Source organism: Blautia sp. MSK20_18 (genome assembly GCF_020553125.1).
GTDB lineage: Bacteria > Bacillota > Clostridia > Lachnospirales > Lachnospiraceae > Blautia_A > Blautia_A fusiformis.
Genome location: NZ_JAJCGR010000010.1, coordinates 1 through 15,391, shown reverse-complemented (window position 1 = coordinate 15,391; position 15,391 = coordinate 1). Strand labels below are relative to the sequence as shown.

Sequence of the window (15,391 nt, the reverse complement as noted above, 5' to 3'; positions counted from 1 at the left end):
GAGGGGGATGAAAAATGAAATATATTACACAAGATTGGACATCTACTAAGGATGGATATTTATTTTTTGTTCAAAGACTACAAGAAATGTTGTTTCATTATTCAGATGATATTGTTAAAGCGCCTGTTCATAATACACAAACATTATTAGAAGAATATGTTGATACTGAAAAAGATGTGGTGAAAGGGAGTATTAAGCAATATCAATTAGATATAATTGCAAAAGAGATTAAGTCGAGTTTAATGACAGACGTTATTGTTCGAGAGTTGTATAAATATGAAGTTATTGAAGAGATGGCAAAATTTTTAGATAAAGATCAAAGAACAGCGGTACATTATATATTCAATAAGATACCAAAGAAAAAGTACTATGAAATATGTTGTAAATACTTGAAAGAAAATTTGTCGGAATCAAACCGTAAAACAGAAATTGAAAAAGGACTTCGTGCTTGGCTTGCTTTTTTGCTATGGCATGGATATTCATCGGAATATATATATAGATTCCTGAGAAATATATTTGAGGAAAGTATAAATGATCCAGAAAAAAAAGCACAGATTTTTTTGAATAGGTTTGATTTTGAAATTGGTAAATACAAAGTGTACTTTGTTTTTTATGAAAAATTAAAGCCATATCAAAAGTTGTTAAATGAAAGATTGCATATTTCGTTTGAAGATGATGGTTGCTTTAAACAGATTAAAAGAAAGCAAAAGTCCTTTATAGGGGTTATGGAAACAAAGGCATATGATAATTATTCAGCAATGAAACGAGCGTATTCTGCATTAGAAATTTTTTTGAGATATTTAGAAGTTTTTTTGAATGATAATATCAGTGTAATAGGTAAAAACGTATTGGTAATTCGACAAGATACCCAAGAGGGAATAATTCTTCCCGTAAAAGCGTTTGGGTATAAAAGTATCAAGCCTGAGCCACGAGAAAATTTTAAAACTGAAATAGATACAATTGTTTTGGGATGCCAAGAAAAAGGAAAGGAAACTTATTCTCAGCTTAATAAGATTGTTGATTTGCATAATGCGGCATTAAATCAACAAGACTTAAATGATGCATTTCTTAATTTGTGGTCAGCGTTGGAGGTTGCAAGTGTTACAGATAGTTCAAAATCCAAAATTGAAAGCGTTACTGATAATATAGTTTCCATTCTACAAAATGACTATTTCGAATGCATATTTTCTAATATACTTGACGATTTGAAAAATAATTTAGGTAATCGAAAAGTAAGTTTGTTGCTTAAAGATATAACAGAATTCGATAAAGAGATTTGTAAAATCGCAGGCTTTATATTTCTTGAAAAATATGAGAAATATCGAGAAGATTATTTTGCGAATGAGCTTAAGTATTATCCCAATATACGTTATAAAATATATAACTTATATGAGCAAAGAGAAAATCGCGAAAAATTATGGCATCTTTCCGAAAAGTATTGTCAAAGAATTGAATGGCATCTTTATCGCTTATATAGGCTTAGAAATGCTATTGTTCATGCAGGGGAAAGCCATAAACGAATACAAATGTTAGGAGAACATTTGCATATCTATGTGGATCGTGTAATTCTTGAGTTGATGGTTAAATTAGCAAAAGATAAATGCCTTGGGACGATACAAGATGTTTTTACAGATACATATTTGTTATTGAATAAAAAGAAAAAAAATTTAAAAGAACCAGGTAATGTTGATGAACAATCCATTATGCTATTGTTAGAAAATTTTTTTATCGAAGAGTAATGCATATAAGGAATATTCTGAAGAAAGGGTATTCCTTATTTTGCTATTTACAATTATATTTTAGATGGTACAATAAAGTTGTAACAGAACGACTTAAATATAACAGAAAGGTATTAGATATGAATATAGCTGCTTATTGTCGTGTCTCCACTGATAAAGCTGATCAGCTCAACAGTCTGGAAGCTCAAAAGCAATTTTTCTCTGAGTACACCCAGCGTACTGGTGACAACTTAGTTAGATTATATGCAGATGAGGGTATTTCAGGCACGAAAATAAAAAATCGAAAAGAATTTTTACGCATGATGGCTGATGCTGAACATGGACTATTTGATATGGTAGTAGTAAAGGACATCTCTCGCTTTGCCAGAAATACTGTAGACCTTCTGCAGAATGTCCGCAAACTGAAAGCATTAGGAATCGAGACACAGTTTTTGACGGCCAACATGACCAGCATGGGAAACAGTGAATTTGTTCTGACAATCTTCGGTGCATTGGCGCAGGAAGAAAGTGCCAATACTTCAAAGCGTGTGAAATTCGGCAAGAAAATGAATGCTGAAAAAGGACGAGTTCCGAATATTGTGTACGGATATGATAAAACCATTGGAGATTACTTTAATTTGGCAATCAACGAGGAAGAAGCAGCTGTTATCAGGCAGATTTATAAATGGTATATCGAAGAAGGATATGGTGCCGCCAAGATTGCAAACATGCTGAATGCGAAAGGTATCCGAACAAAGCGTAATTGTCAGTGGAGCCAGAATGCGACGTGCCGGATTTTAACGAATGAACTTTATACCGGAAAAATTATCAACGGCAAGCAGGAAGTAGCTGACTTCCTGACTGGACAGAGAACGGAAAAAGACGAGACGGAGTGGATGGTAACAGAACGTCCGGAACTGCGGATTATTGAGCCGGAAATGTATGAAAAGGCACAGGAGATTTTGGAGTGCAGAAGCAAGACTTTTAAATTAACAAAGGAACGGCAGAGCAATAAGTATTTGTTTTCTACTCTGATTAAATGTAAGGAATGTGGCTGGTCATTTCGACGAACTGTTCGTACTTATAAGAATACTTATATTCGCTGGGTATGTTCCGGTCATAATGGACGTGGGGCGGATAGCTGCCCGAATGCTCAGACAGTGGACGAGGAAGAGTTGATTGAAGTTCTGTCCGAATACTTTTCCGAGCTGCTGAAAGCAAAGAAAAATGTAATTCGTCACGTAACAGGCGAATTCCAGAGGGTTTACAAAGCCAAGGATGAGAACCTGAATTACGAAAAGGAATTGAACGCACAGCTTCACAAGCTTCAAAAAATGCGTCAGAAATACATGGATATGTACACCGATGACCTCATTACACGTGAGGAACTGAATGAAAAAATCGGCGGCACAAAACAGGAAATCGAGCGTCTGGAGAATGAGTTGAAAATGGTTGCTTATCACCTGACAAAAGGTGAACAACTGGAAATAATCTTGAATCGCACGTTTAAAGAGATTGAAGATATTTCCGATGTTCACCAGATGACCAATGCACAGCTTAAACGGATTATCCAGAAAATTGAAGTAGACAAGGATGGTAACGTAGATATTTACTTACGAATCTTCGGTGATTTAGGCTTAGATGAAACCGTTCTAATTAGTGACAACCAAACATAAGGATTGCGTAGAACGCCTGAAAGTGATCAATCCGGCTCTGGCCATAGAAGTTCGCAAGGTACTGGATGTAAACAAGCAGGAGCGACATATCCGGGGAGGTATCGCTACCCGGGAAAAATATCTCCATGCTCACATGCGGTGAACAGGCGGGCCGGGTTAAATGCTGATCATAAAATATCAGTGTTTATGGAGCCGGGTAAACTAAAATATGAATGTCTGTGTTATTATCCGGCTTGCTCTGGTTGACATACCTGATAAGATGTGCGAAGATTTATCATACGATAGAACAGCAAAATAAAGCACATAGGAAAGAGAGGATTTTATCATGCTGAAACAGTTATCCATCTATGCAGAAAATAAAAAGGGTGTTATGCAGAACATTACCGGTATCCTGAAGAACGAGGATATCAACATTCTGGGCTCTGTGACTAATGACAGCGCAGAGTACGGAATCGTACGAATGGTAGTTTCGGAGCCGGATAAGGCAATGGAGGCTCTGATCGCTGCAGGATATCTCTGCCACGTGATCGAGGTGATCGGAGTGGAGGTTGAGGATAAGACTGGAAATCTGAATGATCTGCTTCTTACACTGAAGGACAGTAATGTGAGCGTGGATTATCTGTACCTCTCCTTTAACCGTGATTCAGGCAAGCCGATCATGGTATTCCATACCGAGGATATCATGGAAGTGAGATCCTGCCTGAAATCCAGAGGCTATACCGTTTTATAAAAACAGGATTTTACCGTGTGGTAGAGGCTTTTATCCGTTTGATAAATATTAAAATATTCTATATTATAAACACGAAATATCAATTTTACAAATGTATATGGCCATGCTATCATATATCCATAATAGTTCTTAACCTGTAAACAGCCACCTCAGGATATGTGAATATCCGTATCATACAGGCCGGGAACTAAAAACTCATCACATAAAGTTAATAATTACACCCATGAAGAGATCTGTGGATCAGCGTACACAGATTCCTTCAGAAAGAAGCTGTTACGTCGGCGGAGTTTTCTGTGTCTCTAAGGATGTGACAGCCTTTTTCTTTTGCTCTGAAAAAATTCGCAGTAATTTCACAAAAACATGATACAGTAGGAAAAAACGACGGAAAAGAAATAACAGTATTTCAGAAAATAACAGCCGATAGATAATTCAGCTGTCCAGAACAGAACGGACTGGAATTACTACAGACAGACGAGGAAATGAAATGAGACCAATAAGAATACAGAAAGCGGAAAAAAACAAAAAACAGGGAAACAGAGGGTGGATCTATCTCCTGGCGTTTCTGTTTCCGGTGCTGATCTTTACGCTGGGTTTTGCACTGAAGGGTGTTTATCCTTTTGGAGAAAATTCGGCGCTGGTGGTAGATGGAGTCCATCAGTATACAGCCTTTTACAGGGAACTTTCAGAGCAGCTTGGAAAGGGAACGGACTGGACCTGGTCCGCACATGCCATGGGATATAATTTTTACGGATTGTTTTGCTATTATCTTTGCAGTCCGTTCAGCTTCCTAATACTGCAGTTTATGAAATTCATGTATGTAAACGAGGCTGTCACTGCGGTGATTCTGATCAAGGCAGGGCTTTGCAGCGTATCCATGGCATGGTATTCCGGGAAAAAATATCCGGGCAGAAAAAGTATGGCAGTTTCTCTTGGCTGTATGTACGCACTGTCTAATTTTCTTATAGGCTATTACAGCAATGTGATGTGGCTGGACTGTATCATGCTTCTTCCGGTGCTTGCATATCTTATTGAACAGCTGGTGCATACCGGAAAATGGCGAGGGTATTGTCTGGTGCTGGGGTACTGTATTTTAACCAGCTATTATATGGGATTTATGTTATGCACATTTGCTGCTTTTTATTATCTGGCAGAGCTGGCTGCGGCAGAATCCGGTCGACGGCCGGAGAAAATCCGTTTTTCATTATTGAAATTTGCCGGGGCGTCTGTTGCCGGAGCCGGACTTGCAGGAATCACACTGATCCCCGGAATTGCTGCGGTATCCAGAACTGCAGCGGCGGAAGAGGCAGGCACCGGACTTTCGGGAGTGTACGGAGATATCTGGAAACAGCTGGGCGCATTATTCGAGGATTCCCTGTCCTTTGTAAAATCCGGCGACCAGGGAGATGTGAACCTTTACTGTGGCTGTGCAGTGCTGCTTTTTGCCGGAATTTATTTTCTGAATAAAGAAATCCGCACAGCAGAAAAAATCGTAACAGGTATATTGATCGTTTTGTATTTTGCGGGGATCCATATCACAGCGCTGAATCTGCTTTTTCACGGATTGCATAAACCTGTGGGAATCCCCAATCGTTTTGTGTTCATCCTGATATTTCTGCTGTTGAAAATGTCCTGTGATGCATGGGGAAATGTGGAAAATGAAAGCACAGGAAGAATTTTTGCCGGACTGATCGCTGCAGAGGGCTTCTGTATCGTTGTGGGGATCAAAAGCGGAAATATCTGGGGACTTCTGCTTACAGCAGGGGTTCTTGCAGTATTCTTTCTGGTTATGTGGACGGAACGGTGTATCTGTGGAAAACTGTCCGGTCATGCCTTCTGCTGTGTGGAGATCCGAAAGCTGGGATGTCTGGTGCTGGCAGTGCTGATCCTTGCAGAGACAGGAATTCACGGAATCGTCAGTATTACAGATAATGGAACCGCAAACCGTGATATTTATGTGGAAAGTGAGCAGGAGGTTTGTGGATTACTGGAGTCTGCCGGTGTGGATCAGGTGGATTACCGTGCCGCTATTGTAAATCCTCTTGTGAGAAATGAAGAGATGCTGTATCAGCTGAACGGGATATCTATGTATTCCTCTACTAATACAGAGGTAATGTGGGATTTTGTAAAAAACATGGGCTTTGAAAATCTGGAAAATCGTTTTCAGTATGCGGGATCCACGGAAGTGACGGATATGCTTCTGGGAATACGATATCTGTTTTGCAGGAATACAAGAAAGCTTCATACTGTTTATAAAAAAATCGGAGAAAGCCAGTCCTTTGATCTCTATGAGAATCCGAGAGCACTGAAAGCCGGATATATGGTCAGTGATTCCGTACTGGACTATGCAATGGAAGGAACAAATCCACTTGAGGTTCAGAACCGGCTGCTCAGCGGTATTGCGGGAAAAAGACTGTACAAAATGCAGACGGTGTCTTCAGAAGCAGTATGGGCCGGGACTGTGGATTTTGATATTTCGCTGAAAGAAGGAGAGCATGGGTATCTTTATATCCCGGGAACAGAGCCGGAAACTGTAACGATCAACGGCCAGGATCAGAAATCCGATTACTGGAATAATAATTTCCTGGATCTTGGCACTTATGATACGGATACGGTTGTGCATGTAACTGCGGAAACCGGAATGCAGGAAGCGGTTCTGGGAACTTACCGGGAATCGGACCTGGATGAGATCTATGAAATGCTTTCTTCCCGGCAGATGGATCTGAAGAATGGAAAGGGTACCATAGCTGCAGCAAAGGATGGAATGCTCCTTCTCAGCATATTTTATGATCCTGATATGCAGATTTATGTAGATGGGAAAAAGGTCGATGGGAAAAGCATCCAGGGGCTTACCGGTGTAAAGCTTTCGGCCGGGACACATACGGTTACTATGAAATATCGGACTCCGGGGCTGCAGGCGGGAGCAGTTCTTTCTATATTAATAGCAGGAATACTGGGAATACTCTGGTATATCAGCAGAAGAAAAATGGGTATTTCCGGCAGGTTGTGACATCTATGAAGAAAACTGTGTTAAACCCCTGTAAAATCAGCAAAAATTCTTCATAAAACACCTTGACAAGCCCTGTATTTACGGTCTATAATGAGCAAGCGTGCGAATGAAACGTTATATTTTCGCATGCCGTAATTTGTAAATAGCAACCGCAAGGCCCCATGGGAAAGCCCATGGAGAAATAAATCGGGAGGTGAAATGGAATGCCAACATTCAACCAGTTAGTAAGAAAGGGCCGTCAGACAGCTGTTAAGAAATCTACAGCACCGGCTCTGCAGAAAACATACAACTCTTTAAGAAAGAAAGCAGTTGATCAGGCTGCTCCACAGAAACGTGGTGTTTGTACTGCTGTTAAAACAGCTACTCCTAAAAAGCCTAACTCAGCTCTTAGAAAGATCGCCAGAGTTCGTCTTTCCAACGGTATCGAGGTAACAAGTTATATTCCAGGAGAGGGTCACAACCTTCAGGAGCATAGCGTTGTTCTTATCCGTGGAGGAAGAGTTAAGGACTTACCTGGTACAAGATACCACATCATCAGAGGTACTCTTGATACCGCAGGTGTCGCTAACAGAAAACAGGCTCGTTCCAAATACGGAGCTAAGAGACCTAAAGTTAAAAAATAATTTAAGTAGATCAGAAATCTACGCCGCTTCCTGATTGCAGATAATCAGGAGGATTACAAAGATATTATTCATCTAATGTATTACAGCGGAAGACTATAAGGATTTGTACGGTATTCCATATACCCTGTCGGTTGCGGGTTAAATATAGGACCTTACCAGTGCGAACATGCAATAGTTTTACTGCGTGAGTACCGATGATATAATCAATATGATTAAGGAGGGAAGTAACGTGCCACGTAAAGGACATACTCAGAAAAGAGACGTTCTGGCTGACCCGATGTACAATAACAAAGTGGTTACCAAACTTATCAATAACATCATGTTAGACGGTAAGAAAGGTGTTGCTCAGAAAATTGTATACGGCGCATTTGCCAGAGTAGAGGAAAAAGCTGGTAAACCAGCAATTGAAGTATTTGAAGAGGCTATGAACAACATCATGCCAGTTCTCGAGGTAAAAGCAAGACGTATCGGTGGTGCTACTTATCAGGTTCCGATCGAGGTAAGAGCAGACAGACGTCAGGCACTTGCTCTTCGTTGGCTTACAATGTTCTCACGTAAGAGAGGCGAGAAGACAATGGAAGAAAAACTGGCTAATGAGCTTCTGGACGCAATGAACAACACAGGTGCATCCGTTAAGAGAAAAGAAGACATGCACAAGATGGCTGAGGCAAATAAAGCATTTGCTCACTATCGCTTCTAATTCGAGGAGGAAAATTCATTGGCTGGAAAAGAAGGAAGAGAATATCCATTAGAGAGAACCAGAAATATCGGTATCATGGCGCATATCGATGCTGGTAAAACAACTCTTACAGAGCGTATTCTTTATTATACAGGAGTTAACTACAAGATCGGTGATACTCATGAAGGTACAGCGACAATGGACTGGATGGAGCAGGAGCAGGAGCGTGGTATCACAATCACATCCGCTGCTACAACATGTCACTGGACTCTTGAGGAGAACTGCAAGCCAAAGCCAGGTGCTCTTGAGCATCGTATCAACATCATTGATACACCAGGACATGTAGACTTCACTGTTGAGGTTGAGCGTTCCCTTCGTGTGCTTGATGGTGCTGTCGGCGTTTTCTGTGCTAAGGGTGGTGTTGAGCCGCAGTCAGAGAACGTATGGCGTCAGGCTGATACCTACAATGTACCTCGTATGGCATTCATCAACAAGATGGATATCCTTGGTGCAAACTTCTACGGTGCAGTAGAGCAGATCAAGACTCGTCTTGGTAAAAACGCTATCTGCCTTCAGCTTCCGATCGGAAAAGAGGATGACTTCAAAGGAATCATCGATCTTTTCGAGATGAAAGCATACATCTACAATGATGAGAAGGGTGATGACATCTCTATTACTGATATCCCGGAGGATATGCAGGAAGATGCAGAGCTTTATCATACAGAGCTGATCGAGAAGATCTGCGAGCTGGATGATGACCTCATGATGGAGTATCTTGAGGGAGATGAGCCTTCTGTAGACAGACTGAAAGCTGTCCTCAGAAAAGCTACATGTGAGTGTACAGCAGTACCGGTTTGCTGCGGTTCCGCTTACAGAAACAAAGGTGTTCAGAAACTTCTGGACGCAATCCTTGAGTACATGCCGGCGCCTACAGATATCCCGGCTATCAAGGGTGTTGACCTTGACGGCAACGAAGTTGAGAGACATTCATCTGATGATGAGCCGTTCTCCGCTCTTGCATTCAAGATCATGACTGACCCATTCGTAGGAAAGCTTGCTTATTTCCGTGTTTATTCAGGAACAATGAACTCCGGTTCTTATGTACTGAATGCCACAAAAGATAAAAAAGAGCGTGTTGGACGTATCCTTCAGATGCACGCTAATAAACGTATGGAGCTGGATAAGGTTTACTCCGGTGATATCGCTGCAGCAATCGGATTCAAATTCACTACAACAGGTGATACAATCTGTGATGAGCAGCATCCGGTAATCCTTGAGTCCATGGAGTTCCCAGAGCCAGTTATCGAGCTCGCTATCGAGCCTAAGACAAAAGCTGGACAGGGCAAACTTGGTGAGGCACTTGCTAAGCTTGCTGAGGAGGACCCGACATTCCGTGCTCATACAGATCAGGAAACAGGACAGACCATCATCGCTGGTATGGGTGAGCTTCACCTTGATATCATCGTTGACCGTCTTCTTCGTGAGTTCAAGGTTGAGGCAAACGTTGGTGCACCTCAGGTTGCTTACAAAGAGACAATCACCAAACCTGTTGATGTAGACAGCAAGTATGCAAAACAGTCTGGTGGTCGTGGACAGTATGGTCACTGTAAAGTTAAATTCGAGCCTATGGATGCCAACGGAGAAGAGCTGTACAAGTTCGAGTCTACAGTTGTTGGTGGTGCTATTCCGAAGGAATACATCCCGGCAGTTGGCGAAGGTATCGAGGAAGCTATGAAAGCTGGTATCCTCGGAGGATTCCCGGTAGTTGGTGTACATGCGAATGTATACGATGGTTCTTACCATGAAGTCGATTCTTCTGAGATGGCATTCCACATTGCAGGTTCTCTTGCATTCAAGGATGCTATGCAGAAAGCAGCTCCGGTTCTTCTTGAGCCAATCATGAAGGTCGAAGTTACTACACCAGAGGATTACATGGGTGACGTTATCGGTGATATCAACTCCCGTCGTGGACGTATCGAAGGTATGGAAGATATCGGTGGCGGTAAGATGATCCGTGGATATGTTCCGCTTTCCGAGATGTTCGGATATGCTACAGACCTTCGTTCCAGAACACAGGGACGTGGTAACTACTCTATGTTCTTCGAGAAATATGAGCAGGTTCCGAAGTCTGTACAGGAGAAGATCCTTTCCAAAAAGGACTGATCTGATATAAAATAATAAAATGCTTGCAAATAACCTTGGTTTGCAATATAATCAAGGTTAGCAAGTTTAAATCTGAAAAAATGCTCTAATTTTGATAGAGCCAAGTTTTAAGGAGGACATTTTAAAATGGCAAAGGCTAAGTTTGAGAGAACAAAACCGCATTGTAACATTGGTACCATCGGACACGTTGACCATGGTAAAACAACATTAACAGCAGCTATCACTAAAGTTCTTGCAGAGAGAGTTCCAGGAAACGTAGTAGAGAACTTTGAGGATATCGATAAAGCTCCAGAGGAAAGAGAGCGTGGTATCACAATTTCTACAGCTCACGTTGAGTATCAGACAGAGCGTAGACATTACGCACACGTTGACTGCCCAGGACATGCTGACTACGTTAAGAACATGATCACAGGTGCAGCTCAGATGGATGGTGCTATCCTTGTTGTTGCTGCTACAGACGGTGTTATGGCTCAGACTAAAGAGCATATCCTTCTTTCCCGTCAGGTAGGTGTTCCTTACATCGTTGTATTCATGAACAAATGTGATATGGTAGACGATGAGGAGCTTCTTGAGCTCGTTGAGATGGAGATCCGTGATCTTCTTTCCGAGTATGACTTCCCAGGAGATGACATTCCGGTTATCCAGGGTTCTGCTCTTAAAGCTCTTGAGGATCCGGCTGGCCCATGGGGAGACAAGATCATGGAGCTTATGGATGCTGTTGATGAGTACATTCCGGACCCACAGCGTGACACAGATAAACCGTTCGTAATGCCTGTAGAGGACGTATTCTCCATCACAGGACGTGGTACAGTTGCAACTGGTAGAGTTGAGGCTGGTGTTCTTCACGTATCTGAGGAAGTTGAGATCGTTGGTATCAAAGAGGAGACTCGTAAAGTTGTTGTAACTGGTATCGAGATGTTCCGTAAACTTCTTGATGAGGCTCAGGCTGGTGATAACATCGGAGCACTTCTTCGTGGTGTTCAGAGAAACGAGATCGAGCGTGGACAGGTTCTTGCTAAACCAGGAACACTTACATGCCATACAAAATTCACAGCTCAGGTTTACGTTCTGACTAAAGACGAGGGTGGCCGTCATACACCATTCTTCAACAACTATCGTCCGCAGTTCTATTTCAGAACAACAGACGTAACAGGTGTTTGCAACCTTCCAGAGGGAACAGAGATGTGCATGCCTGGAGATAACATCGAGATGACAATCGAGCTGATTCATCCGATCGCTATGAGCCAGGGTCTTACATTTGCTATCCGTGAAGGTGGACGTACTGTAGGATCAGGACGTGTTGCTACAATCATCGAGTAATCGTTAATTAGTATAACATCCTAATTTAATATATATTGAGTACCGCAAGGTACATTGTGTCCAAACGTAAGATACCCCGGAACCGTAAGGTTTCCGGGGTTTTTCTGTTGGGTGGAAAGTAAAATCATCTATGAATTTTCAATGCGGAGATTAAAGGAAATTTATCAATAAGACTAAGTAAAGATAAATTTAAAATTGAAAAATAAGACCAGCGGTGCCAAAACGGTGCCAAAAAAACTCCTGCGAATGTTTGCTATTCACAGGAGTAATTTTTTTACCAGCCTTTGATCTGTTTGATCTGTTCAGCACGTTCCGGATCACGATGATATTGCAGTTTCAGACGGATTGTTACCACAATATCCAGCTTTTAAAAGATGACAAGGAGCAGGCAGTTAAAGATAAAGAGGAAGCTGAGAAGTGTGCGGAAAAAGCCGAGAAAGATCTGCATAGCCTGGAAGAACGCAGAGAACGGTTACAGCCGGTAATGGATAATGTCAGCAAAGAAATAAAGGAATATGGAACAGTGAAAACTCTACTTCCAGAAGCTGGTGCATTGGAACGTGCAACAACCTACCGGGATAAGAAAATAAAACCACTGTTTACTCAGGTGAAAAATAAAATTGCTGCGATGGCTGCACAGGTTAAAGAACTTGCCGAAGAAGTAGAAAAATGGAAACACAAATATCAGAAAACAAAGCAAGCATATAACCAAATACAAAGAGAGTTAGATGCAGTGCGTGAAGAAAAAGAGCAGTTATTTGATGAAAAACAACAATTGCAGGATGTTTCTGATAGATATGACCGGGTAGTGCGTGTTCTTGGAGAAAATGCTGTAGATGATGCGGTACAACAGGATATACAGGAGCAGAAGGCATTAGAAGAAAAGCGACAAATGGAGCAAATGCCAACAGGAAGTATTCACGAAAGACTTGCCTGGGGAGCCAGAAAGAGCAGTCGGAAGGCTGCTCTTTGGCAATCTAAGAATAGAGTTTTGGGATAGAATATGATAAAATGTAAGAGATAAATCGGTATTTAACGAGGAGGTAATGATTATGAGTAGAAATATAAAAGGTGGTTTTTTAACATTAAGTAGTGTTGTTGGTATTGTAGGAATGATAATAGCGGCAATGCAAAATCCAGCAACTGCATGGGTAACGCCACCTGGAAGAATGATTATAAGTATTTTAGAAAATGGATTATTGATTCCTACGGTTTTATTCCTTGTTCTTTTTATTTATGGATTGTATATTTTCCTAACGGAGAAAAACGATTGAGCAATACCGGTTTGTCGAATTAAGAAAACCGGTATTTGTGGAGGAGGAATTCTGTAATGAGATTTTTTGAAAATACCCGTAAGCCACAAGGCTTCGGCGGAAAATTGATGACGAAGATGATGAACAGCGGTCACGCCAAATTATCGCAATGGGGATTCTCAAATATCTCCACGAAGTCTGATGCTGAAGTTCTTGACGTCGGCTGTGGCGGCGGAGCAAATATTGCGGTCTGGCTTGATAGATGTAGAAATGGCCACGTGACAGGAATGGATTATTCTGAGGTTAGTGTGGCAAAATCTCAAAAATTGAACGCCCTCGCCATTAAACAAGGGAAATGTAATGTAGTTCAAGGAGATGTATCTGCTATACCCTTTTCTGACGCGACTTTTGATTATGTTTCTGCCTTCGAAACAGTTTACTTTTGGCCAGGATTAGTAAAATGCTTTTCCGAGGTCAACCGTGTGCTGAAAAGCGAAGGCATATTCCTGATTTGTAACGAGAGTGACGGAACGAATGCCGCAGATGAAAAATGGACAAAGATGATCAATGGTATGAAGATTTACACATCTAAACAACTTGTTGCCGCTTTGAAAGAAGCGGGTTTTACAGAGATCAAAACGTATTCAAATGCAAAAAATCATTGGATAAGTATTGTTGCAACGAAATAGCCAAATTCCAGTTTGTATAATTGAAAAAATGAAAAACGCATAGACAACTGTGTCTATTAGTGAAAATACGACATTTCTCGCTTTGTGTCGTGTTATTTGCAGATAACAGATTCTATATTTGATGATGAAAGGAGGAGTTGAGGTGGACCAAGTAAAAATCGGGAATTTTTTAAAAAAACTTCGCAAAGAAAAAGGCATTACACAGGAGCAGTTGGCAGAAATATTAAATGTCTCTGGAAGGACCGTATCCAGATGGGAAACCGGAAACAATATGCCGGATATCAGTATTCTTGTGGATATTGCAGATTATTATGATATCAGCATTCCTGAGATTATCAGTGGAGAAAGGAAAAGCGAGATGATGAACGAAGAAGAAAGAAAAATTGCTAAAACAATGTCAGATTATGCAACTACAGAGAAAGAGAAGATTTTTAAGGAAATGAAGCTCCAAAGTGTCATGGGAGTTTGTGCATTGGTTCTATACTGGATTCTGCATGAAACAGGTGCATATATGTATAATGATGTGTTAGGAAAGCTTGCCGGCTATTGTGAGACCTTGGTATCTGTGTCAGTCATAATGATGGCAGCATTTACGACAGGATCTTTAAGCAAGGTGCGGAGCAAGAGTAGGAAAGTTTTTGTGTTCGAAAATTTCCCAAAACCTATGCAATTAGTTGTAACTGCAGTTGTTGCTTTTGGTGGAGCTGCTGTGATCAAGCTGGTACTGGTGTATTTTTTCGGCTTATAAGTATTTTCAAATTCGTATTACATACTATGGAAAAAGAACTTTTTGACATTCTTACAGATGCGTGATAATATGCTTATAGAAAAAAGAGTGCTACCGATAGACGGTTAGTCCGTTTTGCTATTTAGAATATCTATCAAAAATAACCGCTTAGTTTGCAGACTGGGCGGTTATTTTTGTGGTTTATGATTATCCTTGCCTAATGTATATCCGATACAAAAGCAGGTTAGGCCGAAGCTCACTACTGCTATGAAGTCAACAATACTCATTGGCTTAGTTCTTCTTTCCATTGGATTCCTTTACAGGTTTCTATGTAATCAGAAGGTCACAGGTCTACACTCCGTTCGGTCGTTGCTAAACGAGTGCCAGTGGCACTCTGCAACCCTCTGTTGAAGGACTAACCGCCTACCGTTATGGTAGCACCCATATTCTGATTATAACCGCCTGAAACTGTCGGCGCAATATGAAGTTGACAGATGAGAGTAGGGCAACTGTAGAAAAGAATCTTTTCGACCAGAGATTCCGGCGCCAAAACGGTGCCAGGAAATCAGGAAAATAAAAATACATGGTGCAGATCAGCCCTTTTTCACTATATTTTGGAGAGAAAACCATAAAAAATATGAGATAAAACAGGATTAAAGTATCGTGAGGGTGGACGTACTGTAGGATCAGGACGTGTTGCTACAGTTATCGAGTAATCGTTAATTAGTATAACATCCTAATTTAATATATATTGAGTACCGCAAGGTACATTGTGTCCAAACGTAAGATACCCCGGAACCGTAAGG

12 protein-coding genes and 1 pseudogene are annotated in these 15,391 nt (G+C 41.1%); all 13 read left to right on the top strand.

Annotated features, from left to right (window positions below; translation table 11 throughout):
- The first annotated feature begins 14 nt into the window (after positions 1 to 14).
- The 13 genes and pseudogenes from LI091_RS07615 (at position 15) to LI091_RS07555 (ending at position 14,606) form a co-directional block, all read left to right on the top strand.
- A complete protein-coding gene (locus LI091_RS07615; protein ID WP_173733152.1) occupies positions 15 to 1,739 on the top strand; it encodes a hypothetical protein in 1,725 nt (574 codons plus the stop codon).
- 119 nt (positions 1,740 to 1,858) lie between these two features.
- Positions 1,859 to 3,394 carry a recombinase family protein gene (locus LI091_RS07610; RefSeq protein ID WP_118137600.1) on the top strand — a complete coding sequence of 512 codons (1,536 nt, stop codon included), beginning with the start codon at positions 1,859 to 1,861 and terminating at the stop codon, positions 3,392 to 3,394.
- Positions 3,381 to 3,536, top strand: a pseudogene (locus tag LI091_RS07605) (sporulation transcriptional regulator SpoIIID); the annotation flags it as partial. The gene LI091_RS07610 and the pseudogene LI091_RS07605, both read left to right, overlap by 14 nt.
- Before the next feature lie 183 nt (positions 3,537 to 3,719).
- Complete coding sequence (locus LI091_RS07600) at positions 3,720 to 4,124, top strand: ACT domain-containing protein (RefSeq protein WP_015526362.1); 405 nt, start codon at positions 3,720 to 3,722, stop codon at positions 4,122 to 4,124.
- Between the two features lie 484 nt (positions 4,125 to 4,608).
- Positions 4,609 to 7,131, top strand: coding sequence for a YfhO family protein (locus tag LI091_RS07595; RefSeq protein WP_118608962.1), 2,523 nt, complete (start codon positions 4,609 to 4,611; stop codon positions 7,129 to 7,131).
- Positions 7,132 to 7,334: 203 nt separating this feature from the next.
- A complete protein-coding gene (gene rpsL, locus LI091_RS07590; RefSeq protein ID WP_015526360.1) occupies positions 7,335 to 7,754 on the top strand; it encodes a 30S ribosomal protein S12 in 420 nt (139 codons plus the stop codon).
- Between the two features lie 229 nt (positions 7,755 to 7,983).
- Positions 7,984 to 8,454 carry a 30S ribosomal protein S7 gene (rpsG, locus tag LI091_RS07585; protein ID WP_207664959.1) on the top strand — a complete coding sequence of 157 codons (471 nt, stop codon included), beginning with the start codon at positions 7,984 to 7,986 and terminating at the stop codon, positions 8,452 to 8,454.
- An 18-nt stretch (positions 8,455 to 8,472) separates the two neighbouring features.
- Entirely contained in the window at positions 8,473 to 10,596 is a 2,124-nt protein-coding gene (gene fusA, locus LI091_RS07580; RefSeq protein WP_256442543.1) for an elongation factor G, read from the top strand.
- Between the two features lie 126 nt (positions 10,597 to 10,722).
- Positions 10,723 to 11,916 carry an elongation factor Tu gene (gene tuf, locus LI091_RS07575; protein WP_015526359.1) on the top strand — a complete coding sequence of 398 codons (1,194 nt, stop codon included), beginning with the start codon at positions 10,723 to 10,725 and terminating at the stop codon, positions 11,914 to 11,916.
- Positions 11,917 to 12,244: 328 nt separating this feature from the next.
- Positions 12,245 to 12,916, top strand: a complete 672-nt coding sequence (locus LI091_RS07570; RefSeq protein ID WP_227945552.1) for a hypothetical protein — start codon at positions 12,245 to 12,247, stop codon at positions 12,914 to 12,916.
- Positions 12,917 to 12,968: 52 nt separating this feature from the next.
- Positions 12,969 to 13,190 carry a peptidase M50 gene (locus LI091_RS07565; protein ID WP_129975257.1) on the top strand — a complete coding sequence of 74 codons (222 nt, stop codon included), beginning with the start codon at positions 12,969 to 12,971 and terminating at the stop codon, positions 13,188 to 13,190.
- 56 nt (positions 13,191 to 13,246) lie between these two features.
- Positions 13,247 to 13,858 (top strand): class I SAM-dependent methyltransferase, encoded by a 612-nt coding sequence (locus tag LI091_RS07560; protein ID WP_021650335.1) that lies wholly within the window; start codon positions 13,247 to 13,249, stop codon positions 13,856 to 13,858.
- A gap of 142 nt (positions 13,859 to 14,000) precedes the next feature.
- A complete protein-coding gene (locus tag LI091_RS07555) occupies positions 14,001 to 14,606 on the top strand; it encodes a helix-turn-helix domain-containing protein (protein WP_227945551.1) in 606 nt (201 codons plus the stop codon).
- Positions 14,607 to 15,391: the final 785 nt, after the last annotated feature.